Origin of the sequence: Paenisporosarcina indica (genome assembly GCF_001939075.1) — a bacterium.
GTDB lineage: Bacteria > Bacillota > Bacilli > Bacillales_A > Planococcaceae > Paenisporosarcina > Paenisporosarcina indica.
In genome coordinates this window covers 1-23,331 of sequence record NZ_MPTA01000006.1, presented here as the reverse complement: position 1 = coordinate 23,331, position 23,331 = coordinate 1, and the positions used below count along the sequence as shown (strand labels likewise).

Here is a 23,331-nt window from a genome sequence, read left to right as displayed (position 1 = left end):
GGAGGCTTTTTTGTGCGCTTACGTAAAACACCTAAAAGATCGCTTTATCGTAGAGGTAAGAATATAATTCCATTTTTATTTATTGTTGTTGTAATTTCAGTTGCGTTGATGTTTTATCTCGTCAATGTTAGATTGACACCGATTTATATGGATTATGCCGAGATCCAGTCAAATAAAATAGCGTCCCTTGTTATTAGCAAAGCAATTAACTCTAGAACATTAGATATAATGGACATTAATGAAATCATTGTGGAAGTACCATCGGATAAGCCTAACATGATGACGCAGAAAATTAATACAGAAATCATCACCCGGGTACAGGCGGAAACAGTAGCTTTGGTGCAAACCCATCTGGAACAAGCTGAAGAAGGAAACTTGGAAAATTTACCTTATTTAGATGACATAGAGTATGACCCAACAGCAATGGAAGATAACGGGGGAATCGTCTTTTTTGTCCCACTTGGTCAAGCGACGAATATTCCTCTCCTTGGTAACTTAGGCCCTAAAATACCAATACGCTTTCACGTCATTGGAAATGTACAATCGAACATCATTCGTGAGATTAAGGAATTTGGGATTAATAGTGCAATGGTGGATATCAGTATCATGATTAAAGTCAACGTACAAGTGATTGTTCCACTTGCTACAAAAACCACTACAATTGAGCAGAAAATTCCAGTAGCAATGGGAATAATTTCTGGTCAAGTTCCTCAAATTTATACGAAAGGTGATGGTGGAGCTCAACCTTCCATAGAAGTTCCAATCCAACCACCAGAAACTCCAACTCTAAATCCACCAGAGTAAATATAATGAGTTAGAGTGGGTGTAGAAGTAACGAGAACCGACGGATTCCTTTATCTGTGGTACGAAGGAAAAACAACAAAAAGCAAAAAGCATTAGAGGAAAAGCGTCTCGTTTAGAGGCGTTTTTCTATGTTTTTATTGTCCATCTTCTCTAATTGGAATCGGGCTTTTAAAGCCTTTAACTCGATTATGTATCTGCATCTAGGAGGTTTTGATGGTTGTGAGAGTTGGTCAAATATGGTACATTGACAACAGTGAATAAATTATCAAAATGGTCCGTAAAGAAGGGGTCGATACGTATGACGACACAGCAAACTCATATTCGTAAACCTGACTGGCTTAAGATAAAATTGAACACGAATGATAATTACAAAGATCTAAAAAAACTCATGCGTGAAAATAACTTACATACAGTTTGTGAAGAAGCAAAATGTCCTAATATTCATGAGTGTTGGGGAACTCGCCGTACAGCTACCTTTATGATACTAGGGGCAATTTGTACACGAGCTTGTCGTTTCTGTGCAGTTAAAACGGGTCTTCCTAATGAACTCGATTTAGCAGAACCTGAACGTGTAGCGGACTCTGTTATCTTGATGAACTTAAAACATGTGGTCGTTACAGCAGTTGCTCGTGATGATTTAAAAGACGGTGGAGCAGCCGTGTTTGCTGAAACCATTCGAGCGATTCGTCGTAAAAATCCTTTCACAACGATTGAAGTTCTGCCTTCAGATATGGGTGGAATTGAAGAGAATTTAAAAATGTTAATGGATGGAAAGCCTGATATATTAAATCATAACATCGAAACAGTTCGACGTTTAACACCGAGAGTTCGAGCTCGTGCAAAATATGACCGTTCGCTCGAATTTTTACGCCGATCTAAAGAAATGCAACCGGAAATCCCAACTAAATCATCATTGATGGTTGGACTTGGGGAAACAACGGAAGAAATAATTGAAGTCATGGATGATTTAAGAGCTAACCATGTTGATATCATGACAATTGGACAATACTTACAACCTTCCAAAAAACATTTGACTGTACAAAAATATTACTCGCCACTGGAATTTGGAGAACTTCGTAAAATTGCCATGTCAAAAGGATTTTCACATTGTGAAGCAGGACCACTGGTACGAAGTAGCTATCATGCAGACGAACAAGTGAACGCAGCTGCTAAAGAAAAACATCGTCTTGGAGACGAGCAACTAGCTCTCACAACAAACTGATGGAGTGTGAGTAAAACATGATAACAATCGATCGATGGGATTATGAGATAATTAAAGATTATCGTGAAGCGTTTAAAGAAGAAGCGTTTCAAGAACGATATAGTGAAATATTAAATAAGTATGACTATATCCTTGGAGACTGGGGTTATGGACAGCTTCGATTAAAAGGTTTTTTCGATGATAAAAACCAAAAAGCAACGTACGATACAAAAGTTAGTACCTTACAAGATTATTTATACGAGCATTGTAACTTTGGGTGTGCCCATTTTATCTTAAAAAAATTCGGCCCAGCAAAACCCGCTGAAGTGTTAGTTGAAACGGCAGAAATTCCAATTGAAGAAACCCTCGATTTAGATACCCAATCTTAATCGAGGGTTTTTTATATTTAAACATAATGAAATTCGAGACATCTAAATTTATTCCATAAAGCAGTTCTCCTTCCACGTCTGGCATTTATGGTACTATAGGATGGAAAAGACCAACAACTAAGAAGATATAAAGCGAGGGACTTCACATGTATTTTGTTGACCGCAAAAAAGTTAATACGACACTATCTTATATGACGGAAATTGTTCAAGTGCTTGAAGAAACACCTGATATCACTTCCAATAACATCAGCAAATTGGCCTTGGAACGAATCGCGCAAAACGTTATCGAATCCATAATTGATGTAGGGAATACGATGATCGATGGATTTATCATGCGCGACCCTGGTAGCTACGATGACATCATCGACATTTTAACTGATGAAAAAGTGATTTCTCAAGAAATGGATGCACCTTTGAAAGAAGTGATTTTATTAAGGAAAACATTGGTACGTGATTTTATTAATGTAAATCATAATGAGATAGCCGAGACTCTTATTGCGAACTTGAGCGTTTTAAAACAGTTTTCGGATCAAGTTGAACACTACTTAACTCACGAACTCGGACCAGTCTCAGCTTTCATACCTGAGGACAAAGCATGAAAACATACAAAGCGTATTGTCTTGATTTAGATGGTACCGTGTATCGTGGAACCGAACCAATCCTCGAGACCGTCCATTTTATTGATCAATTACAAAAAAGCGACATTGAACCTTTTTATGTAACAAATAATGCTTCTCAAACTCCGGATCAAGTAATGGAGAAACTAATAGGTTTCGGGATTAATCCGAAACGGAGTCATATTATGACTTCCGCAATGGCTGCTGCGAAATATATAGCACTGCATTATCCACATGCAGCAGTTTCAATGATTGGAGAACGTGGACTGCACGATGCGTTATTGGAAAATGGCTTAGAAGTTGTCTCGTCATCAAATGAGGTATTTGTCATGGGTATTGATCGTGGTATTTCCTATGAAAAACTAGCCCAAGCTTGTTTAGATGTTCGAAGTGGTGCGGTGTTTATTTCAACAAATAGTGATCGTGCATTTCCAAATGAAAGGGGACTGATGCCAGGTAACGGTGCTTTTACAGCACTTGTTCAAACCTCAACAGGCATTGATCCCATATATATTGGAAAACCTCAAGGACATATGCTGAATATGATTCAGCTTGAACATAATTTTTCAAAAGAAGAAATGGTAATGATTGGAGACAATTATGATACAGATATTTTAGCAGGCATTGAATTTGGAATCGATACGGTTCATGTAAACACAGGTGTAACAACAACTGCTGAAATTCATTTGAAAAAAATTCCTCCCACTATGATGCTTGAAAACTTACTTGAATGGGTATAACAAAAGGAGCTGCATATATGCAGCTCCTTTTCTTTAAAATAGTGGATTTTCTTCTATATATTCGTAAATCTTTTTCGTAAGTTCATCTGGGGAGTCGGCTTGAACTACATCGCCATTTACGATTGCGAAAAAAGATTCTGCACATTTTGTGCAATAACTTAAACAACCATATTCTAGAACGTCTAAATTCGGATCGCGTTCTAATTCTTCAAACGTTTTTTGTGATCCATTTGCCAAGTTACTGACACAAAATTCAACCATAGGATTCACGTTCTTCACCTCGCTACATCGACATGCTACTCTTTTTTTTTCGTACGTCAATTCAGTTGTCTTATTGTGAAACATCTCACAATGATTTATACTAACTACGTAGAGGTAGACTGTATATAACATGCTTGTTTAAAAAGCTCAATTTAGCAACTTGCTTGTCGGTTAATTGGATTTTTTGAACAGCCTTAAGGGAGATTTTTATGAAAAATTTAGTATTGCTCGGAGGCGGATACGGCAATATGCGCGTATTGCTTCGTTTATTGCCGAATAATTTACCAGATGACGTCCAAATTACGTTAATCGATCGTACACCTTTTCATAGTTTGAAAACTGAATTTTATGCTCTTGCAGCAGGTACGGTTCCTGATCAGGAGGTACGTGTAGCTTATCCAGAACATGAACGTTTAAAAATGGTTTATGGTGAAATTGTAGAAATTAACCGTGAAGAAAAAGTGGTTGTGTTATCAGATGATAGGAAAATTCCTTTCGATGATGTAGTCATTGGATTAGGTTGTGAAGATAAGTATCACGGTGTACCAGGAGCTGATGAGTTTACCTATAGCATTCAAACCATCGGACGATCTCGAGAAACCTTTAACATACTTTGTGGATTACCATCGAATTCGATTGTTGGAATTGTCGGAGCTGGACTTAGTGGGATTGAACTTGCAAGTGAACTTCGTGAATCACGTCCCGATTTACGGATTAAATTATTTGACAGAAGTCCACGTATATTGCGTGATTTCCCTGAACGTTTAAGTAATTTTGTGAAAAAGTGGTTTGATACGCACAACGTTGAAGTGGTAAGTAACTCAAACATTACAAAAGTAGAGCCAAAGGTTTTGTATAACCATGAAGAGACGATTGATGTAGATGCTGTTGTTTGGACTGCGGGAATACAGCCAGTTGCACCCGTGCGTAACTTGGGTGGCGAAACAGACTCAACTGGACGCGTTATTTTGAGTAAGTATCATCACTTACCAGAAGATCAACATGTTTATGTAGTGGGTGACTGTGCTGCACTGCCTTTCGCACCTAGTGCTTATGTAGCGGAAGAACAAGCTGAACAAATTGTACAAGTGCTTCAAGCTAAATGGAAAGGCAAAGAATTACCTGAAACGATGCCTGAAATTAAGTTGAAAGGATTTGTTGGTTCTTTAGGGAAAAAACAAGGCTTTGCCTTTTTAGCGGATCGAACAGTTACGGGACGTATTGCCCGTTTATTAAAATCCGGTATATTATGGATGTACAAATGGCATAACGGTTGATGAATAAAAGAAGACCTAGAAGTGAAAAATAGCTTCTAGGTCTTCTTTTTATGATGGATCACTTTCAATCACGCGTTTTTCAAGTTCAGTGAATACAGGCTTTAACTGGATATAGCCTTCACCAACGACTTCGCCATCGATTAAGACGAGAGGATAAAAGAACTCATCATCCAATACACGATTGGCTAATGCCTGTTGTCGCTCATTATCAATTGGCTTTTGAATATCGATATAAGAAATATTGTAAGTTAGACTTGGGTACTTGCGGTCAATTGCAGCTTGTAGCCATTCGTATGTATCCTTAGAGCTGGGTGCATTCACACAACTTGCACATACTATATCAGAACCGAAGATTTCAATTGAAAGTATTTTATTGTCCATGATTATTATTCCCCTTTAGTATTAACTGATGGATTTTTTCATCTCTTCACATTATAATGATTATAAGGAAAGGAGTCGAAATAAATGACTGATACATTAATGAACGAGCAAGTTCAAGAAGTACTAGATAAATTACGTCCATTCTTACTACGAGATGGTGGAGACTGCGAGCTTGTTGATATCGAAGATGGCATTGTTAAACTTCGTCTTCTTGGCGCATGCGGGAGTTGCCCAAGTTCCACTATTACATTAAAAGCTGGTATTGAACGTGCACTTTTGGAAGAAGTACCAGGTGTTGTTGAAGTTGAACAAGTATTTTAATGTTTGAAGGCTAAGACCGCGACCACAGTCGCAACGCCTTCACGATCCACTTTGGGTGGGGCAAAGCATAAGAGCCTAGGCTTTAAACTAGAAAATTAGTAACTAGGAGCCTTTTCGGGCTTCTTTTTTTATATAGACTCATTTACATTATACCGAATAAGGTTTTCAAATAGGGGATTGTTTTCGAGTTGAAGTTCTGGAAAGTTCAGGAGTAAACTTGATATCATATCAGAAAGAAGGATGGTGTAACCATGACACAAGTTGTTGAATTATCTGAAGCTGCAGCTTACCAAGTGAAAGAAATGATGACTCACAATGAAGAAGAAGGCTCTTTTTTACGTGTAGCCGTTCATGGTGGAGGGTGTAGTGGTCTATCTTACGGGATGGGCTTCGAACATGAGAAAAAAGATTCTGATACAATTTTAGAACAGCACGGGTTAACAATTCTTGTATCAAATGATGACAAAGCAATAATAAATGGAACGGTTATAGATTATAAACAATCTTTAATGGGTGGCGGATTTACAATTGAAAATCCAAATGCAATCGCTTCATGTGGTTGTGGATCTTCATTTAGAACCTCAACAAAAACAGGCACTCCGGAAAATTGTTAACATAGGGCTGACTAAACTTTCCTCCTCGGTAGATAATGTTTTTACATTACTATTAGAGGAGGTTTTTGATTGGCAATGAACAATCGAAATCTACGTATGTTAAGAAAAGCAAATCGCCTATATTTAACTGTTTCCTTAACTAGTATTGAGATTGAATATTAACAAAAGAGTGAATTTGCGCCTGCATGACCACCCGCAGGAGCGTGAAGAATGAGACTAACAAGTATGCGGTTTTCATTGTTGTTGGCTCATGCGCAAATGTACGATGAAAATAGATAATTTGATATTACTTAATGTTTAATATAGGAAAAAGTTAATTGTTTCGTACTAGTAAACTAAATTCTTATTCTGTAAATTCAAACCTTTAACACTAGACAAGATTGTATTGAAATCAAAACTTAAAAGAGCTATTATTAGAGATAGTACGTTTGTCGAAATTTAGACAAATAAACTTTGGACGTTAAGATTTATGAAGTATGAAAATACTTCTTTTTTCTTTGACTAATGCAATATGCATATAAAACTTGTAAAAGGTGGTTTCGATCTTCGTGAAAAGACCGACAATTTTAGTATTAGGAGCCGGATATGGCGGCTTGGCAACAGTAGTTAACTTACAAAAAAATATTGGCACTGACGTTGCTGATATTACTTTAATTAACCAAAATAATTATCATTATGAATCTACATGGTTGCATGAGGCATCAGCTGGAACTCTACGTCCGGATCAAGTACGCTATGAGATTGCAGATGTAATTAAAGCTGACAAAGTAAAATTTGTTAAAGCATCTGTAGAAGGTATCGACATTGCTTCAAAGAAAGTTACAACTGATAATGGTGAATTTACTTATGACTACTTAGTAATTGGTCTTGGATTCGAAGGCGAAACTTTCGGCATTCCAGGTCTAGATAAATATGCGCTTTCCATTGCGAATGTAAAAGCGGCTCGTCAAATCCGTGAACATATTGAATATCAATTTGCAACATGGTCAATGGATGAAGTCAAAGACGATAGCCGTTTAACAATCGTCGTTGGTGGTGCTGGATTCACTGGTATCGAATTCTTAGGTGAATTAGGAAACCGTGTTCCTGAACTTTGTAAAGAATTTGATGTACCAAAAGATAAAGTAAGCATTATTTGTGTAGAAGCGTCTCCAATGGTATTACCTGGTTTCGATCCAGAATTGGTGGAATACGCTGTAGGACACTTACAAGCAAAAGGAATCGAATTTTCAGTTGGAACTCCAGTAGTGGAAGCGACACCTGAAGGCGTGAAAATTAAAAAAGGTGAAGACGAGTTTGAATTCATCAAAGCTGGAACTGTTGTCTGGGCTGCAGGAGTTCGCGGAAATCGTTTGATTGAACAATCAGGCATTGAAAATATGCGTGCTCGCGTTAAAGTCGATAAAGATATGCGTGCTCCTGGCCATAACGATGTATTTATCGTAGGTGACTGTGCGTTAATGATCAATGAAGAAATTAACCGTCCTTACCCACCAACTGCACAAATTGCTATGCAACAAGGTGTTACAGTGGCGAAAAACATTATCTCTTTAATTAACGGATCAGCAACTGAAGAATTCGTACCTGATTTAAAAGGTAGTGTATGTTCACTTGGCGAGCATGACGCAATCGGTGTTGTTTTCGGTAAAAAAATTACGGGAACAAAAGCATCATTCATGAAAAAAGTAATCGATAACCGCTCTCTTTACATGATCGGTGGTCCGTCATTAGTCGTGAAAAAAGGTAAATTTAACTTACTATAATAAGTAGTTTGGAAAATTTAATAAGAATCAATATATGTCTCCCATCTGGAATTTCCAGATGGGTTTTTTTAATAGCAGGATGATGGTCGTGACGAACAAGGACCGCAGTAAAGTGGCTAGGAGAATCTGGGTGGCCGTTAATCATTAGGTGAATAGGCTTGTTGAAGACACGCTACGGTGGTTTAAGACGGAAAATGGTCATTAGCCCCCCAGCAGAGTATGTGAATCAAAGGAAACAGTGCAGCAGATAAGTGCTAGAAGAGACAGGAATACAGTCACCTGTGTAAGGAGTAATGGTTTTTCGTACAGGTGTCGTTCAGAACGACATAAGTGACAACATGGTGATTTTTATTTGGGACCCACAACCAACGAACTAGTCATTACCGCACAATTGACAGAAATATACGATGCACATCGGTTTAAGTCCGAATTGATTGAGCCAGAAACCAGATACCTTTGTTAAGATTCATGAACTAGCCAAAAATACGTTAGTTCAGGGCCATCAAGTAATCGAAAGTATTCACCAGGAGTTTTCTTTGGTTACAAGAGTGATAAAATGCTTTTTAAAAGAATGAGCTATCCTTAGATAATCAAAGAATAAATGAGATAAAGTCCAATGTACTCGTTTACATTGGGTATTTAAATGGTTTACAGAATATTTAGTCTATGATATATTATCTGAAAATTAAGAAATAAAAGGAGACGGTTCAGATGAACACGACTAAAAAAGAGGATAAAACTAATCAATGCCCGTATTGCAAAGGAAATGGTTATTTCCAATTACGTCTTGGTGGATCAGAAACATGCACATGCTGTTCAGGATCAGGCAGAAAATAAACTTCGATAATGTTTCGTAAAGGTGATAAAGCCGACGAGGGGCGTTATTAATTGTTACATATAGTTGAACAACGTACATGTCCATTGAAAGGACCTTATCAATCATGTAAACTGTTGAAAGGAAGCATGGAGGGAATCATTCAATGGACGGAAATTTTTCGCTTGTACAATTAATGTTATCAGTATTAATATTTTTAGTTATGTTTTTCGGAATCGGCTTTTTGCTCAACATGTTACTACGCATGACTTGGTTAATGGCACTTGTCTATCCAATCGTTGTAATCTTGATTATTGATGATATCGAGTTTTTTGATTATTTCACATCACCAGTGTTTGCATTTCAAGCACTCGGAGATAAATTAGTGTCACTTCATATAGCAGACATTCTGATACTATCAAGTGGGTTACTCGGAGCAATTATTTCAGGAATTGTTATTAAACTGTTACGTAAAAATGGTTATCAAATGTTTTAACTAAAAAGCAGTAAAGCTCTTATTTGAGCTTTACTGCTTTTTTATACAATTTCATTTAACAACTTCCAAATTTGACGCTAATTCCTTTACCTGTCTGATTCATTTGTATCTACTCTTTTAGGTAAAGTCTTGATGAAACCATCTAGTTTTTTTATATTAATATTAGTGGCACTTTGGAGTCCCTCTTCGAATCCACCTTTAGAACTTGTTTCCACGATGATTTTTTTAATAATACCAATTCCATAGTCATTGATTAAGAAATGGATAGCTTTTTCAGATTGCAAATAAACATCATATTGAATGTCCGTTCGGTACTTGTTCCATTGTTCATTAGTAGTCAATTCATTAAATGACACAATTTTAGGTCCTAGCTCTAATACAAATCCACTTTCACCATCAGAGCCAATATATTCTGCTACTCCTTCTGAGAACCATAGAGGGAAATCTTCATTTATCAATCCGATTTCAGATATTTTCTGTGTAAATACATAATGGGTATATTCATGCATTATATTTGATTTGTAGTTCCAAACAAGAGGCGGTATATCCTCAATAATCCCTTCTTTATTTTCGGGAAGTACACCAAACAAATTGTTAATGGGAGAATTAATCCCGATAGCATAATCTAGACCTGAAAAAGATTCAATTTCACTTTTACTACTAAAGATAATTAAATCATAGGGTTGAGTATAACTAGAGCCAAACAAAGAATTATTCAATTCCATTGCACGTGCCAATGAATCTTTTGTTGCTGGCAATAGTTTTGAATCTGAATCTGAATAATAAATCGATAAATGTTTAAATTCTATTTTTTTTCGGTCTTTTATTAAATCTTCTTTCTCTTTTGTGACTATTTTTCCAAAAATAAAAGAAGTAATATTTTCTTTAAATTTAGTGGCAGTCACACTTGCAACTAGCAATAATGTGATTAGAAGTAAAACGATGTAAAATAATTTTTTTAACAAAATTATATCAACTCATTCCAATAATTAAACATAGCCTTAGACAATAAAGACGTAAATAACAATAGAAATCAAGATCCCAGTAATGGCACCCATAAATACTTCACTCGGTTTATGTCCAAGTAATGTTTTTAATTCCTCAATTTTTTCTTCCTCTTTCTTATGTGCCCAATCCTTGGATTGATTTACGAAAGTTTGAAAATCACTTCGCATTTGATTGATCATGACTGCCTGTTGTCCTGCTTGGAAACGAACACCAGTTGCATCAAACATGACGATTACTGCAAAAATAGCTGAAACTGCAAAGAGAGGTGAGCCTAGACCTGTTTCAAATGCAACTGCAGTTGTGACGGCAGTGACTGCAGCTGAGTGTGAACTTGGCATTCCACCCGTGGAAGTCATCAATTTCCAATCTAAATTTCTTGTTACTAAATATGTTATTGGAACTTTGATGAATTGGGCCAATATAATTCCTAAAAGTGCAGCGATGAGTGGAATATTCGTTAAAAGGTCCATAAACAGCGCATCCTTTCTATTTCCATATTGTATAGACAATTATATCACAACACAAAAGTGTGATTATTGACAATTCGAAATCCGAATAATAATAGTTTATAATTAGACTTGTATGTATAGATATGGAGGGGTTTTTTGTGAATGTTGAAGTAACTGGAGTGCAATTCAATGAAATTCAAGCTGAAGTTTTAATTGTGGGAACTTACAAGCACCCGGAGAACACGACAAATTGGTCAGAATTCGTTTCTTTTTACGGTTCATCGTTAGAAAAGTGGTTGAAAGCTGGAGATGTTTCAACAGATCGTAAGAAACTAACGAAGTTGCCGACCCTAAAAGAGGGGAAACTTCAACGAGTTTTCTTCGTGGGACTTGGCAATCGTAAAACATTAACACAAGACGAGTTACGAGATATTTTTGGAACTGTAGGAAAAGAACTTGTCGCTTCCAAAACTACGAACGTTTCGATTTGGTTAGATTCATTCACCAATGAAGAAATTGAGATTGAGGATGCAACTTATTTAGCGGCAGAAGGCATCGGCTTAGGACTATATCAAGTTCAAAACTATAAAACATCTTCAAATACTACTGATTACTATCTCGATTTAGTGGAGTTAGTGACAAATTCAGATGAACAAGAAATCTTGTCTTACTTTGAAATTGGACAAGTGTATTCAGAAGCAGTTAACGAAGCACGTACTCTCGTAAACATGCCACCAAACGTGTTAACTGCGACAAAAATGGCTGAGTACGCAAAAGAATTAGCAGAGACTTATGACTTTGAATATGAAGAATTAGGAAAAGCTGAAATGGAAGAACTCGGAATGGGTGCAATCTTAGCTGTAAATCAAGGTTCTACAGAAGAACCGAAATTAATGGTTTTGAAATACCGTGCAAATGACGAATGGAACGATGTAGTAGGTCTTGTTGGCAAAGGAATCACATATGACACGGGTGGATATTCTATTAAGACAAAAGAAGGTATGGTCGGAATGAAGGGCGATATGGGTGGTGCTGCTGCAGTTCTAGGTGCCATGCGAATTATTGGTGAAACACGTCCGAATAAAAACGTGATCGCTGTTATTGCTTCAACAGACAATATGATTTCGGGAAATGCTTTTAAACCTGATGATGTCATTACTTCGTACAGTGGCAAAACAATTGAAATTTTAAATACAGATGCAGAAGGTCGTTTGGTCTTGGCAGACTCTGTGAGTTATGCGAAGCAACAAGGTGCTAATTATATAGTTGATATAGCAACCTTAACAGGGGGAGTTATTGTCGCACTTGGCAAGGACAAAACCGGTGCACTTTCAAATGATGATGCTTTCTTTGAACTATTTAAAGAAGCAACTGCTGAAACGGGAGAGTTTGTATGGCGTATGCCATTAACGGAAAGTGATAAAAAACGAATCCGTAAGAGTGATGTAGCTGATTTAAACAATTCACCTGGGCGTGATGGGCACATGATCTTTGGAGGAGGTTTTGTTGGTGAATTCGTAGAGAATACTCCTTGGATTCACTTAGACATCGCAGGAACTTCCGATGCAAGTGCAGCATATGATTTAGGACCCAAAGGTGGCACAGGAGCAATGGTGCGATCATTGGCTACACTAGTAGAACGAATGAGCCTTGAAGATAGCGAAGAGTAAAACAATCATTCAAATCGATAGGGACCGGTATGATTTGTGAAACGGTCGGTTTTTCAAATTTAAAGGCTAGAAAAACTAAGTAGGCATTATGCATATGTCGCTCCTTCTTTTTTTCATACGTTATGATGAAGAGGAGGAGAGATATGAATAATCGTTTTGGAAGAGGTTTTGGAAGAGGATTTGGTGGAGGATTCGGCAGAGGATTTGGTGGCGGATTTGGCAGTCCTTTTATTGGTGGAGTACTGGGTGGTTTATTAGGGTCTTCATTGTATGGTGGGTATGGCTATAGTCAACCGTATCCATATTATTATCCACCGTATCCATACTATCCATACTATCCATACTATCCATACGGCTACTAAGTATAAAAATAAATGAAAAACGCTTATGCTTTTACCTTATCGGTAGAGCGCATAAGCGTTTTAATTTATTTTATTGTTTATTAAATTGTTTTTTTCGTTCTTCTACAACGGGTGCAAGTTCATCCACTACCGATTTATCCCACAACTTCACACCAGATAGATAGGATGCACGTCCGATTACGTGACCACCTATAGGACCCGTGATAAACAAGAATATTATCCCGAGAAGAATACGTGAATTTAGATGCCCTTCAATCAACCAAAAATGAAGAAAGACCCCGATCAATATAAACATAACACCAAGCGTTGCGCTTTTTGATGCCGCATGAGTACGCGTATAAATATCGGGCAATCGAATTAATCCAACTGCAGTCACGAGCGTGAAAATGACACCAAATACAATGGTTGCAACAATGAGAATGTTAGCTAGGATTGTTATCACGTTGGATAATCTCTCCCTTCTCTAAGAATTTAGAGAAAGCTACAGTACCAATAAAGGCTAAAATCGCTAACAATAAAATAATATCTAAGAAAAAGATTGTGTCTGCCAAAATGGAAATGACACCAATCATTGATATTAATGCAACACCTAATGCATCAAGTGCCACTACACGGTCCGGAGTAGATGGGCCTTTTACAAGTCTGTAAATGAAAGCAACCATCGATAAGCTAATCAGTATCAGGACTACCCAAAAGAAAATCATCATGAGCGGCTCACCTCCAAAATAGCTTTCTCAAATGTATCCCTAATGGAATTGATGGCATCATCCGAATCCTCATAATTGATGGCATGGATGTAAAGAGTCTTCGAATCCTCGGATACATCAAGCACTAAAGTACCTGGCGTCAATGTGATTAGGCTTGACAACAAGGTGATCTGCCATTCTTTTTCAAGAGATGTAGGAAGCGCGAAAATGGCTGGTTTAATAGGCATTTTAGGTTGAATAATCAATAACAACACCTGAATATTTGCCATAAATAGTTCCTTGAAAAACAACACCACCAATTTAATGACAGCCCAAACACGGCTCATATAGAATCTTCCTGGAATAAAGCGTTGCATAATCCAAAGCATAATCAGCCCCAGTATGAATCCAACGATGAAAGTCGAAGCGGTGAATGATACCGATATGAACATCCACACAACAGCAATAAAGAAATTTAACAAAAGTTGAAAAGCCATGATCAAGCACCCCCTAAAACGGCTTTAATGTATGTAGAAGGATTATACAGCACTTCTGCTGCGTCACTCATATAAGGTACAAGCCACTCAGAACCAACGCCGTAAATTACGCTGAATCCAACTAAAATAGCTGCTGGTGTAAAGAGATTACGATATTGTATTGAATCCAATTTAATAACTTGTACAGGCTCTCCCCAAAACGCATAGATAAAGATGCGCATGACAGAAAGTAAGACAACTAAGCTTGACGCTAATATAAAGATACTGCCCCAAAGATTACCCGCTTCAAATCCACCTTGTACAATCAATAGTTTTCCGACGAATCCACTTAGCGGAGGAATACCTGCCAATCCAAATGCAGCAATCAAGTAAGTCCACCCAAGCATCGGATAGGTCTTAATTAGTCCACCCATTTTACGTAAATTAGATGTACCTGTAATGGCTATGATTACGCCTATTAGAAGGAAGAGGGCTCCCTTAATGAGAATATCGTGAATCAAATAAAAAACAGAACCCATTAACGCGGTTTCAGTCATTTGTGAAGCTCCAAATAAAATAACTCCTACCGCAATGATAATATTGTAAATGATGATTTTCTTAACATCGAAATATGCTAATGCTCCGATACACCCCGCAACAATCGTTAAGATGGATAGTACCATCAACAATTCATGAGTGAAGCCTTGATCGAGTGTAAAAAACAAGGTGTACGTACGCATTATCGCATACACCCCGACTTTTGTAAGTAAAGCTCCAAATAACGCTAATACAGGAATAGGCGGAGCCGCATAAGAACTTGGTAACCAGAAAAATAGCGGGAATATCGCACCTTTTAAACCGAATACGACTAAGAATAAAACCGCGATGACCGTTATGATTCCTGGCTGATCAATTTGTGCTATTTTCACTGAGATATCGGCCATGTTTAACGTTCCAACAACTGAATACAAGTAGGCAACCGTAATAACAAACAATGCGGATGAAATAACGTTTACTAATATGTACTTAATTGATTCTCGCAATTGGACTTTTTCTCCACCAAGGACGATTAATAAATAGGAAGACATTAATAGCACTTCGAAAAATACAAACATATTAAAAATATCACCTGTCGTAAATGCACCATTCACCCCTGTAAGCATAAATAAAATACCGGGATAATAGAAAAATGATTCACGCTCTTTACCAATGGACGAAAAACTGTACCAAACCACAAAAATCGCAATGATTGTGGATGATAAAACGAGAAGTACGGAAAGCATATCAGAAACCATCGATATACCAAATGGTGCTGGCCAACTACCTAATGTAATTGCCTGAATACCATCCGATTTTACTTTTAGCATTAATATAATCGTGAAAACAGCAGTTAAAGCTAGTGCAACAATTGATATGGTTCGCTGTAGAAATAATTTCTTGGGAAATAACAGCAGTATCATGGCAAAGAAGAATGGAAGTAAGATGGGGAACAAAAGCAAATTAATCATGATCTTCAGTTCCTCTCATTAAATTCATATTATCGGTTTCAAGCTCTTGGTATGAGCGGTACGCAAGCACCAAGAAAAATGCGGTCACGCCAAAACTAATGACAATCGCGGTTAAGATTAATGCTTGAGGTAACGGATCAGCATAATCTGTAACGCCTGGAGCTACAACAGGAGGTGAAGAACCCCCTAGTCCACCCATTGTTAATATCAACAAATGCGCACCGTGACTTAAAAGACCTGTACCAATAATGATTCGAAGCAAACTTTTGGACAACATGAGGTAAACTGCTGCCATGAATAAAAACCCAATAACAAAACACATTACTATTTCCATTATTCGTCCTCTCCAATCGATTGAATAATGGTCATCGTGACACCAACGACAACGAGGTAAACTCCTGCATCAAACAAAGCGGCGGTATGTAATGACTGTTTGCCAAGAAGTGGGAGCGTGAAGTATTCAAATGCATGTGTGAAGAAAGGAACATTAAAAAAGATGGACCCTGCTGCTGTACCCAGTGCTATTAGTAAACCAATTGCTACCATGACGGTGTAATTGATTGGTAACATGGTAGACACTGTTTTTAAGTCAAATGCCAGCAACAGTAGGACGATTCCGCTGGATGTAAGTAATCCTCCAACAAACCCTCCACCAGGTGCATAGTGTCCAGCAAAGAAAATATGAATCGAAAAGAGAATAATGATAAAGAATATGACTTTTGTTGTCGTTTGCAAAATCACATCATTTGTTTTCATTTCGATTCACCTCTTTCTTTTTCGATAATCGAAGTTTGATCATCCCAATAATGCCAAGTGAAGCAAGGGCTAATACCGTAATTTCAAATAATGTATCAAATCCACGGTAGTCAACTAAGATAACGTTTACAATATTACCTCCGCCTGCTTCAGAATAGACGGTATCTTCATAATATGAAGAAATTGATCGTACCAGTTTATTTGAGTGTGCAGATAGTGCAACAATCGTTACCATTGCTCCAACACCAAAAGCAACTAATGCATTTCCTAAACGGAATTTCATTCGATTCTCGTGTCGATTTAATTTTGGCAAATGATAGAATGCCAACAAGAATAGGGCAACGGATACCGTTTCGATGACTAATTGAGTCAATGCCAAATCAGGTGCATTGAATATGACAAAGAATAAAGCTACTGAATAACCAACAGACCCTAAAGCAATGATTGAAGTCAACCTCGACTTAGCTGTTAACACGGTGATTGTTCCCGCGACTAATACCAACACGATAACCAGTTCGTAAAGGTGAATCGGTGCAAGCATCGCAAAACTGATATCAAACGCATCTTTAATAAATACCGTACTAATTGTTAACACAACAATCGCTGTAAACATATAGATTAAATATGAACGCATATAACCGGTCATATACAAACTAGAAAAACGATGAGTGCCTGTTTCACTTAAATCCATCAACTTGTCATAAATTCGATTCAATGAGAACCATTTAGGAATCTTCTCAAACATAGGTTGCCATTTAGACAAGGTCCAATATAACAAGAAACCAATGACGATAATTCCGATTGTCATCCAAAGTTCAGGACTAGCCCAACCGTGCCACGCGGAGACATGTATATCAATCTCTTCAGGCGAACTATATAGATAGGGTTGAATAGCAGCTACTGCAGGTTTAATCAATATATCTGCAATTATATTTGGAATAAAGAAGATCGCAACGACTAGCAAACCTAAAATTGCTGGTGAAATTAACATTCCAAATGGTGCCTCGTGTGCTTTTTTCGGTAAAAAATCAGGTTTATATGTACCTGTAAATGTACGGAATACAAAGTAGAAACTATACACAAATGTGAACACACTAGCAATCCATGCAATAATCGGGAATAAAATCCCCCAAGTGTCGAATGCAAAGAAGTCAAAATCGGGTATGGATAACATACCAGTTAAGAACATTTCCTTACTTAGGAAACCATTGAAAGGAGGAAGTCCTGCCATTGAGAAACTGCCAATCATAGCAATGGTAAACGTAATCGGCATAATACTCATCAAACCACCAAGTTTACGAATATCACGAGTTCCTGTTTCATGGTCGATAATTCCAGCAATCATAAATAGACAACCTTTGAACGTTGCATGATTGACAAGGTGGAAGATTGCTGCGAATGCTGCGTATTTGAAAATTGAGTTATCCTCAATCCCTGTATGGAACGATATTGCACCTGCGCCAAGCAGAGACATGATTAATCCCAATTGACTTACTGTAGAAAATGCTAAGATTCCTTTTAAATCGGTCTGTTTTAATGCAAAGAAGGATCCCCAGAACAAAGTGAGCAACCCGATTCCAGTAACAAGCCAAATCCACCATTCGGAACTGGCGAAAATCGGGGTGAAACGAGCAACTAAATAAAGACCTGCTTTAACCATTGTAGCTGAGTGTAGGTATGCACTAACTGGAGTTGGTGCTTCCATGGCATCTGGTAGCCAGATGTAGAACGGGAATTGAGCAGATTTTGTAAATGCTCCAAGTAAAACTAATATTAATGACCATACAAACCACTCGTGATTAGCTAATTCAGGCGCAATAGCGATTAATTCACGAATCGAATACGTATCACCCATAATCGACAGGAGTACAAATCCACCAAGCATCATTAATCCACCGAACACGGTGATCATCATCGATTTTAGTGCACCGAAGCGGGAACGATCTCGCTTATACCAATAACCAATCAGCAAGAAAGAAGAAATCGAAGTTAACTCCCAAAAGAAATATAAACTGATTAAATGATCAGATTGTACCACTCCAAGCATCGCAGTCATAAACAACATGAGATACACATAAAAATTATGTAATTGTTCGCGTGTCTTGTCCAAGTAATAAATGGAGTAAAGTACAACAAGAGCTCCAATTCCTGTGATGAGAAGAGAGAATAACAAACTCAATCCATCTATGTATGAAACAAAAGATATGTTCAATGAGGGAATCCATTCAAATGAAGATGTAACCGATTCACCATGTTGAACATTAGACAATAATGTCGTGTATAAGCCGAACAAAACGACAGGTATTACGAGGACAAACCAACCAGTATGAATGCCGCAAACCTTTTTGTATAAAAAAGGGATCAGGAGTGCAGCAATCATCGGGATGAAAATAAAATAAACAAATGACAAGTTAATCCTCCTTTTTTTGAAAAATTACATTTTCATATTCACAACTCGATTATAACTCAGAATTAGTTCGCTTGCATTGGATTCTCTCTATAGTATTGGGCGTTGACGCATAACTTTGGCTGTCTTGATAAATAGGAAGAGTTCACAATTATTTAGTGGATATTTTATGAAAAACAATGTTAAAAAGCGTTTCTCAATATCGAGAAACGCTTTTTACTATGGATAATTAAGCTTGTTGGTGTGCTTCTTCATTTAGCAACACACGTTCAAAATCTTGTTCAGGCATTTTTCGTGTCAGTAGTAGAACTATAAATGCTACTAAAAATAATCCGCCAGTAACAAAGAACACTGAAGAAATACCGATAAATCCACTGATTATTCCACCGAACATTGGTCCAATGATATTACCAAAGAAACGGAAACTTGTATTATAGCCCATCATTTCTCCTTGAATTTCAATTGGAGACTCACGTCTAACTAATGCTGTCGTAATTGGGATTAATCCTCCAACAGCAATCCCGAATAGTAAGCGTAGTATCATTAATTGCCACAGTTCTGTAACGAAGGCTTGTGGGATAATAAATATAAAAGCTAGAATGAGCAAAATAGTTAAGATTTTTTCATAGCCAACAGAATCTCCGAGTTGCCCCCATTTACGAGCAAACAACAAATTTCCGATTCCCGCAGCGCTAAACGTCACACCCGCTAGCAATGCAACTTGCGAGGAATCCGTCAAACCTGCCACATAGAGTGAAAGCAGTGGTTGTATGCTGAAATTACCTATCTGGATGAGAGCGGTGATAATCATTACATTAAATACTAATCGATGATGAAATATCCCCATAATAACCGTTTTTCGAGAGTATACATGTGCAAACTTTGACGGTGCTTTTTTTGTTTCCTTTATGCCGATTAACACTAAAAGAGCAGCGATTGCGATGACAACGGATGTTATGACAAAGGTATATTGGAAACCGAATGAGTCGGCAAGAAAACCACCGAACACTGGTCCAAAAAGGGAACCGGACACACTCCCCATTTGAAGAGTCCCTAAAGTCTTACCAGCCACTTCTTTGGCTGTTTGCGAACTGATAAAAGCGAGAGAGGTTGGAATAAATCCTGTTACAATTCCCATAAACAATCTAAGAATGAAAAATCCTTCAACTGAATGGACATATCCCATAAGTAAAATACTTATGGATATTCCGAGCCCAGTTATTATTAAAATTGGTTTATACCCAAAACGGTCTGCAACACGTCCCCAAACCGGTGACATTAAAAATGCAGATACAAAGGTGATACCAAATACAAGTCCTGACCATTTCTGCACATAAGAGTCTGAAAAATCACCCATTGTGTCAATATAAAGTGACAAGAAAGGCATGATCATCGTTATCGTTCCTGCAACTAAAAAGTTCGAAATCCACATTATCGTGAAATTTCTCTTTTGTATCTTCAAATATATCCCTACTTTCATTCCTTAACCATAAATTGCATCAATCAATTCTTTATTATAAAACATTTCGCTTTCCGAAGGAAGTGAGATGACTTAATTACTGAAATTAAAGTCGTATTATGATAGACTATTTGAGGGTGAAATGATCATGGAAAAACGAGGAAGTCTGTTACTAATTAGCCTGCTGATCTTGTTAGCAGGATGTGGCGAGAATAAGAGTGTCGAGCCAGAAAAGGTTGAAAAACCTGTCGAAGAAACGCAACAACAAACTACAACTACAACTGAGGGAGAGAGTCCTATGTATCCACAATTATCAAAAGAAGTTGCAGCAAATGAAGCTTTAGTCGTAATGAACACAACTATGGGTGCTATCAAAATTAAATTATTCCCAGAAATCGCACCTAAAACAGTAGAAAACTTTATCACTCATGCAGAAAACGGTTATTATGACGGTATTATTTTCCACCGTATCATTCAAGATTTCATGATTCAAGGTGGCGACCCAACAGGAACTGGTATGGGTGGAGAAAGTATTTATGGAGCGACATTCGCTGATGAATTTTCTGATAAAGCATTCAATTTGAATGGTGCATTATCGATGGCAAATGCTGGCCCAGGAACAAACGGTAGCCAATTCTTTATCGTTCAAAAAAGCGATATGGATTCAAGCATGTTAAGCCAAATGAAAAAAGCTGGATACCCTGAAGAAATCGTTGAAGCCTATTCAACAAATGGTGGTACTCCTTGGTTAGACAACCGTCATACAGTTTTTGGACAAGTTATTGAAGGTATGGACGTAGTCAATGCAATGGCTGTAGTTAAAAAAGGTGCAAACGATAAACCAGTTGAAGATATTAAAATCGAGTCAATCGAAGTTCTTCAAAAATAAGTTAGGAAGTGTCCCACATGAAAGTTTGGATTCTCAACTTTCTGTACTTTCCAGAAGATAAGTCTGCTTACATTCCAGCAGCAATAGAATTTCTTATATTCGCTGTCATATGTATTCTTGTTTTTCGTTGGATTTTAAAAAAGTCTAAGAAACAAGAAGAACAGACAAAAGAATTAGAAAAACGCATATTAAATGAACGAGATATAGAACAGCAAAAAAAGCAAAAATAAAAGAAAAGAAAAGGCTTAGCCGAGTTCCATCGGTTAAGCCTTTTTCTTATGTTAATGCGTGAATAAACCGTTGAACCCCATCTTCAAGTGTTGCACGGGGACAAGCTACGTTCATGCGCAAATAACCTGTACCTAACTCACCATATTTCGACCCTGGTTCTAATGCCAATTTGCCCTTGGTTAATAGGGACTTCATAATGGATTCTTCAGATAAACCTGTTGCTCGATAATCGATCCATAACAAGTAAGTTCCTTGGGGTTTGTAGATCTTTATGTTCGGGATTGCTTTAGTAATTTTTTCAATGGCATAGTCCATATGCGATGAGAGAACTTTCATCAAGTCGTCTAACCAAGGAGCCCCATGTTCATAGGCGGCATTTAATGCAGCAGCAGCAAATGCGCTTAATTCCATTTGTCCATGTGAAAGTGCATTTTCTTTTAGTTTTTCACGTTTTTCAGGATCAGTGGCAATCATTACGGCTGCTTGTACTCCTGCTAAATTAAATGTTTTGGTTGGTGCGACACACGTGATAATACGGTCTGCTTCGGCTCCAGCTAGCAAAGCAAGAGGGATATGTTTAAATTCAGGAAACACTAGATCACCATGAATTTCATCTGATAAAATCAGTGTGTCATATTTTGTGCACAATCTAATAATTTCTTGTAACGTTTTTCTTGGCCAAACTGTTCCTCCAGGGTTGTGGGGGTTACAAAAAATAAACAACTTAATCCCTTGTTTTAATTGATTTTCAAAAGAAGTAAAGTCTAGTTTATAAACACCATTGTCTTCTAATAGCTTATTTTCAACTATTTGGCGACCTTGTTTTTCAGGGACAGAGAAGAAAGGTGGGTAAACTGGCGTATTTATTAATACTCGGTCGCTTTTCTGTGTAAACGTCTCAATCACTGTTGCAATTGCTGGGACCACACCATGATGAAATAACATCCAGTCATTTTGTGTTTGCCAACCGTGTCGATTCAGCAACCATGTTTGCACTGCGGTTTTACATCCTTCACACATATAGGAGTAGCCAAAGATGGGATGATCGATTCGTTCGTGTAATGCATCAATCACAGCTCTAGGGGCGGCAAAATCCATATCCGCGACCCACATTGGCAAAATATCAGAAGCATCTTCAATTTCATATATCATCTCCATTAAGTCCCACTTAACTGAGCGAGTTTTACGTCGATTGATTACTTGTTCAAACGAATTCAAAGCCATTCCTACTTTCCTTTTTTATTAATATGTTATCATAGCAAGTATTAAAGAAAAGTAAAATAGGTGAAAATAGATGGAAAACATTGAAATGAATCGGAAAGCTGTTCGATTACTTCAAACGTGGGATCCTTTCAATATGGGATCAGAAGCGTATGATACGGAAACAGCTGACGTGGTGGCAGCCCTACAAGGGATTGACCATCCCACTGAACTCGCAAAACGCATACAAGAAGTTTATGAGCATTCGTACGAACTTTGGATTCCTATTGAACAATGCGTACAAATTGCCTATAAATTAATTGCAATAAAATATGAAGCCAAGTGTATAGTTTGAGCTTAAGCTTTCCCTTTATATACATGGGAGAGCTTTTTTAATATATATAAAGTGTAAAATTTATGGCTACCATAAACCTAGTGTTCCAGCACTTGCTCCCACTTGAGCGGTGGCTCACTTACACTTTTGAAGGGTGACGTCTGAAAAATGGCGTTTGACGTCTGAAAAACCCATAAAAAAAAGCTTCACCGTTTAAA

General features: G+C 37.5%; 29 protein-coding genes. 16 read left to right on the top strand and 13 right to left on the bottom strand.

Annotated elements, in window-relative coordinates; genetic code table 11:
* Positions 1-12 precede the first annotated feature (12 nt).
* The 5 genes from yunB (at position 13) to GY23_RS13515 (ending at position 3,751) form a co-directional block, all read left to right on the top strand.
* Entirely contained in the window at positions 13-804 is a 792-nt protein-coding gene (gene yunB / locus GY23_RS13535; protein WP_075619759.1) for a sporulation protein YunB, read from the top strand.
* A gap of 253 nt (positions 805-1,057) precedes the next feature.
* Entirely contained in the window at positions 1,058-2,026 is a 969-nt protein-coding gene (gene lipA / locus GY23_RS13530; RefSeq protein WP_281251506.1) for a lipoyl synthase, read from the top strand.
* A 17-nt stretch (positions 2,027-2,043) separates the two neighbouring features.
* Positions 2,044-2,394 carry a YutD family protein gene (locus tag GY23_RS13525; protein ID WP_075619757.1) on the top strand — a complete coding sequence of 117 codons (351 nt, stop codon included), beginning with the start codon at positions 2,044-2,046 and terminating at the stop codon, positions 2,392-2,394.
* A 146-nt stretch (positions 2,395-2,540) separates the two neighbouring features.
* The gene (locus GY23_RS13520; RefSeq protein ID WP_075619756.1) at positions 2,541-2,993 is read left to right on the top strand and encodes a DUF86 domain-containing protein; all 453 of its coding nucleotides are present in this window, start codon (positions 2,541-2,543) and stop codon (positions 2,991-2,993) included.
* Positions 2,990-3,751, top strand: a complete 762-nt coding sequence (locus tag GY23_RS13515) for a TIGR01457 family HAD-type hydrolase (protein ID WP_075619755.1) — start codon at positions 2,990-2,992, stop codon at positions 3,749-3,751. Before GY23_RS13520 ends, GY23_RS13515 begins: the two co-directional genes overlap by 4 nt.
* A 33-nt stretch (positions 3,752-3,784) precedes the next feature.
* Here GY23_RS13515 and GY23_RS13510 read toward each other — a convergent pair whose 3' ends face one another.
* The gene (locus tag GY23_RS13510) at positions 3,785-4,021 is read right to left on the bottom strand and encodes a YuzB family protein (RefSeq protein WP_075619754.1); all 237 of its coding nucleotides are present in this window, start codon (positions 4,019-4,021) and stop codon (positions 3,785-3,787) included.
* A 200-nt stretch (positions 4,022-4,221) separates the two neighbouring features.
* On the opposite strand from GY23_RS13510, the gene GY23_RS13505 reads away from it, so the two are divergent.
* Positions 4,222-5,289, top strand: coding sequence for an NAD(P)/FAD-dependent oxidoreductase (locus tag GY23_RS13505; protein WP_075619753.1), 1,068 nt, complete (start codon positions 4,222-4,224; stop codon positions 5,287-5,289).
* Positions 5,290-5,337: 48 nt separating this feature from the next.
* On the opposite strand, the gene GY23_RS13500 is transcribed toward GY23_RS13505, so the two are convergent.
* Positions 5,338-5,670 (bottom strand): YuzD family protein, encoded by a 333-nt coding sequence (locus tag GY23_RS13500; protein WP_075619752.1) that lies wholly within the window; start codon positions 5,668-5,670, stop codon positions 5,338-5,340.
* A gap of 84 nt (positions 5,671-5,754) precedes the next feature.
* Here GY23_RS13500 and GY23_RS13495 point away from each other — a divergent pair, with 84 nt between their 5' ends.
* The 5 genes from GY23_RS13495 to GY23_RS13480 all read left to right on the top strand — a co-directional run bounded on the left by GY23_RS13495 (position 5,755) and on the right by GY23_RS13480 (position 9,678).
* Positions 5,755-5,991 (top strand): NifU family protein, encoded by a 237-nt coding sequence (locus GY23_RS13495; RefSeq protein ID WP_075619751.1) that lies wholly within the window; start codon positions 5,755-5,757, stop codon positions 5,989-5,991.
* 251 nt (positions 5,992-6,242) lie between these two features.
* Positions 6,243-6,605 carry a HesB/IscA family protein gene (locus GY23_RS13490; RefSeq protein ID WP_075619750.1) on the top strand — a complete coding sequence of 121 codons (363 nt, stop codon included), beginning with the start codon at positions 6,243-6,245 and terminating at the stop codon, positions 6,603-6,605.
* A 548-nt stretch (positions 6,606-7,153) separates the two neighbouring features.
* Complete coding sequence (locus GY23_RS13485; protein ID WP_075619749.1) at positions 7,154-8,368, top strand: NAD(P)/FAD-dependent oxidoreductase; 1,215 nt, start codon at positions 7,154-7,156, stop codon at positions 8,366-8,368.
* Positions 8,369-9,079: 711 nt separating this feature from the next.
* On the top strand, positions 9,080-9,205 hold the full coding sequence (locus tag GY23_RS18325; protein ID WP_161487612.1) for a YuiA family protein: 126 nt from the start codon (positions 9,080-9,082) through the stop codon (positions 9,203-9,205).
* Positions 9,206-9,348: 143 nt separating this feature from the next.
* Positions 9,349-9,678 (top strand): YuiB family protein, encoded by a 330-nt coding sequence (locus tag GY23_RS13480; protein ID WP_075619748.1) that lies wholly within the window; start codon positions 9,349-9,351, stop codon positions 9,676-9,678.
* Positions 9,679-9,764: 86 nt separating this feature from the next.
* Here the strand turns inward: GY23_RS13480 and GY23_RS13475 are convergent, their stop codons facing one another.
* Together GY23_RS13475 and GY23_RS13470 are read right to left on the bottom strand one after the other, a co-directional pair.
* Positions 9,765-10,583 (bottom strand): hypothetical protein, encoded by an 819-nt coding sequence (locus tag GY23_RS13475; RefSeq protein WP_211270683.1) that lies wholly within the window; start codon positions 10,581-10,583, stop codon positions 9,765-9,767.
* A 96-nt stretch (positions 10,584-10,679) separates the two neighbouring features.
* A complete protein-coding gene (locus GY23_RS13470; RefSeq protein ID WP_075619746.1) occupies positions 10,680-11,156 on the bottom strand; it encodes a divergent PAP2 family protein in 477 nt (158 codons plus the stop codon).
* Between the two features lie 122 nt (positions 11,157-11,278).
* On the opposite strand from GY23_RS13470, the gene GY23_RS13465 reads away from it, so the two are divergent.
* Both GY23_RS13465 and GY23_RS13460 read left to right on the top strand, forming a co-directional pair.
* Complete coding sequence (locus tag GY23_RS13465; RefSeq protein ID WP_075619745.1) at positions 11,279-12,805, top strand: leucyl aminopeptidase; 1,527 nt, start codon at positions 11,279-11,281, stop codon at positions 12,803-12,805.
* 143 nt (positions 12,806-12,948) lie between these two features.
* The gene (locus tag GY23_RS13460) at positions 12,949-13,167 is read left to right on the top strand and encodes a hypothetical protein (RefSeq protein ID WP_084544144.1); all 219 of its coding nucleotides are present in this window, start codon (positions 12,949-12,951) and stop codon (positions 13,165-13,167) included.
* A 70-nt stretch (positions 13,168-13,237) separates the two neighbouring features.
* On the opposite strand, the gene mnhG is transcribed toward GY23_RS13460, so the two are convergent.
* The 8 genes from mnhG to GY23_RS13420 all read right to left on the bottom strand — a co-directional run bounded on the left by mnhG (position 13,238) and on the right by GY23_RS13420 (position 20,462).
* Positions 13,238-13,606 carry a monovalent cation/H(+) antiporter subunit G gene (gene mnhG, locus GY23_RS13455; protein ID WP_075619944.1) on the bottom strand — a complete coding sequence of 123 codons (369 nt, stop codon included), beginning with the start codon at positions 13,604-13,606 and terminating at the stop codon, positions 13,238-13,240.
* Positions 13,590-13,874, bottom strand: a complete 285-nt coding sequence (locus GY23_RS13450) for a Na(+)/H(+) antiporter subunit F1 (RefSeq protein ID WP_075619743.1) — start codon at positions 13,872-13,874, stop codon at positions 13,590-13,592. Before GY23_RS13450 ends, mnhG begins: the two co-directional genes overlap by 17 nt.
* Positions 13,871-14,350: a Na+/H+ antiporter subunit E gene (locus GY23_RS13445; RefSeq protein ID WP_075619742.1), complete on the bottom strand. Its 480-nt coding sequence runs from the start codon at positions 14,348-14,350 to the stop codon at positions 13,871-13,873. Before GY23_RS13445 ends, GY23_RS13450 begins: the two co-directional genes overlap by 4 nt.
* Positions 14,351-14,352: 2 nt before the next feature.
* Positions 14,353-15,837 carry a Na+/H+ antiporter subunit D gene (locus tag GY23_RS13440; protein WP_075619741.1) on the bottom strand — a complete coding sequence of 495 codons (1,485 nt, stop codon included), beginning with the start codon at positions 15,835-15,837 and terminating at the stop codon, positions 14,353-14,355.
* Positions 15,830-16,171, bottom strand: a complete 342-nt coding sequence (locus GY23_RS13435) for a Na(+)/H(+) antiporter subunit C (RefSeq protein WP_075619740.1) — start codon at positions 16,169-16,171, stop codon at positions 15,830-15,832. Before GY23_RS13435 ends, GY23_RS13440 begins: the two co-directional genes overlap by 8 nt.
* Entirely contained in the window at positions 16,171-16,593 is a 423-nt protein-coding gene (locus tag GY23_RS13430) for a Na(+)/H(+) antiporter subunit B (RefSeq protein ID WP_075619739.1), read from the bottom strand. Before GY23_RS13430 ends, GY23_RS13435 begins: the two co-directional genes overlap by 1 nt.
* Positions 16,580-19,003, bottom strand: coding sequence for a Na+/H+ antiporter subunit A (locus GY23_RS13425; RefSeq protein ID WP_075619738.1), 2,424 nt, complete (start codon positions 19,001-19,003; stop codon positions 16,580-16,582). The genes GY23_RS13430 and GY23_RS13425 overlap by 14 nt, the downstream gene beginning before the upstream one ends.
* A gap of 226 nt (positions 19,004-19,229) precedes the next feature.
* Positions 19,230-20,462 carry an MFS transporter gene (locus tag GY23_RS13420; RefSeq protein ID WP_139311126.1) on the bottom strand — a complete coding sequence of 411 codons (1,233 nt, stop codon included), beginning with the start codon at positions 20,460-20,462 and terminating at the stop codon, positions 19,230-19,232.
* A 145-nt stretch (positions 20,463-20,607) separates the two neighbouring features.
* Here GY23_RS13420 and GY23_RS13415 point away from each other — a divergent pair, with 145 nt between their 5' ends.
* Entirely contained in the window at positions 20,608-21,348 is a 741-nt protein-coding gene (locus GY23_RS13415; RefSeq protein WP_211270682.1) for a peptidylprolyl isomerase, read from the top strand.
* Positions 21,349-21,365: 17 nt separating this feature from the next.
* A complete protein-coding gene (locus GY23_RS13410; RefSeq protein WP_075619736.1) occupies positions 21,366-21,578 on the top strand; it encodes a hypothetical protein in 213 nt (70 codons plus the stop codon).
* A gap of 46 nt (positions 21,579-21,624) precedes the next feature.
* Here GY23_RS13410 and GY23_RS13405 read toward each other — a convergent pair whose 3' ends face one another.
* Positions 21,625-22,797 carry a MalY/PatB family protein gene (locus tag GY23_RS13405; RefSeq protein WP_075619942.1) on the bottom strand — a complete coding sequence of 391 codons (1,173 nt, stop codon included), beginning with the start codon at positions 22,795-22,797 and terminating at the stop codon, positions 21,625-21,627.
* A gap of 76 nt (positions 22,798-22,873) precedes the next feature.
* Here GY23_RS13405 and GY23_RS13400 point away from each other — a divergent pair, with 76 nt between their 5' ends.
* The gene (locus tag GY23_RS13400) at positions 22,874-23,134 is read left to right on the top strand and encodes a DUF1871 family protein (protein WP_075619735.1); all 261 of its coding nucleotides are present in this window, start codon (positions 22,874-22,876) and stop codon (positions 23,132-23,134) included.
* Positions 23,135-23,331: the final 197 nt, after the last annotated feature.

Coding starts and splice junctions, on each gene's coding strand:
- GY23_RS18325 (WP_161487612.1), top strand. CDS start 9,080: ATGAACACGACTAAAAAAGAGGATAAAACTAATCAATGCCCGTATTGC.
- GY23_RS13415 (WP_211270682.1), top strand. CDS start 20,608: ATGGAAAAACGAGGAAGTCTGTTACTAATTAGCCTGCTGATCTTGTTA.
- GY23_RS13480 (WP_075619748.1), top strand. CDS start 9,349: ATGGACGGAAATTTTTCGCTTGTACAATTAATGTTATCAGTATTAATA.
- GY23_RS13410 (WP_075619736.1), top strand. CDS start 21,366: ATGAAAGTTTGGATTCTCAACTTTCTGTACTTTCCAGAAGATAAGTCT.
- GY23_RS13440 (WP_075619741.1), bottom strand. CDS start 15,837: ATGATTAATTTGCTTTTGTTCCCCATCTTACTTCCATTCTTCTTTGCC.
- GY23_RS13445 (WP_075619742.1), bottom strand. CDS start 14,350: ATGGCTTTTCAACTTTTGTTAAATTTCTTTATTGCTGTTGTGTGGATG.
- GY23_RS13460 (WP_084544144.1), top strand. CDS start 12,949: ATGAATAATCGTTTTGGAAGAGGTTTTGGAAGAGGATTTGGTGGAGGA.
- GY23_RS13495 (WP_075619751.1), top strand. CDS start 5,755: ATGACTGATACATTAATGAACGAGCAAGTTCAAGAAGTACTAGATAAA.
- GY23_RS13505 (WP_075619753.1), top strand. CDS start 4,222: ATGAAAAATTTAGTATTGCTCGGAGGCGGATACGGCAATATGCGCGTA.
- GY23_RS13435 (WP_075619740.1), bottom strand. CDS start 16,171: ATGGAAATAGTAATGTGTTTTGTTATTGGGTTTTTATTCATGGCAGCA.
- GY23_RS13430 (WP_075619739.1), bottom strand. CDS start 16,593: ATGAAAACAAATGATGTGATTTTGCAAACGACAACAAAAGTCATATTC.
- GY23_RS13520 (WP_075619756.1), top strand. CDS start 2,541: ATGTATTTTGTTGACCGCAAAAAAGTTAATACGACACTATCTTATATG.
- GY23_RS13465 (WP_075619745.1), top strand. CDS start 11,279: ATGGAGGGGTTTTTTGTGAATGTTGAAGTAACTGGAGTGCAATTCAAT.
- GY23_RS13500 (WP_075619752.1), bottom strand. CDS start 5,670: ATGGACAATAAAATACTTTCAATTGAAATCTTCGGTTCTGATATAGTA.
- GY23_RS13400 (WP_075619735.1), top strand. CDS start 22,874: ATGGAAAACATTGAAATGAATCGGAAAGCTGTTCGATTACTTCAAACG.
- GY23_RS13525 (WP_075619757.1), top strand. CDS start 2,044: ATGATAACAATCGATCGATGGGATTATGAGATAATTAAAGATTATCGT.
- GY23_RS13515 (WP_075619755.1), top strand. CDS start 2,990: ATGAAAACATACAAAGCGTATTGTCTTGATTTAGATGGTACCGTGTAT.
- GY23_RS13490 (WP_075619750.1), top strand. CDS start 6,243: ATGACACAAGTTGTTGAATTATCTGAAGCTGCAGCTTACCAAGTGAAA.
- GY23_RS13450 (WP_075619743.1), bottom strand. CDS start 13,874: ATGATGATTTTCTTTTGGGTAGTCCTGATACTGATTAGCTTATCGATG.
- GY23_RS13470 (WP_075619746.1), bottom strand. CDS start 11,156: ATGGACCTTTTAACGAATATTCCACTCATCGCTGCACTTTTAGGAATT.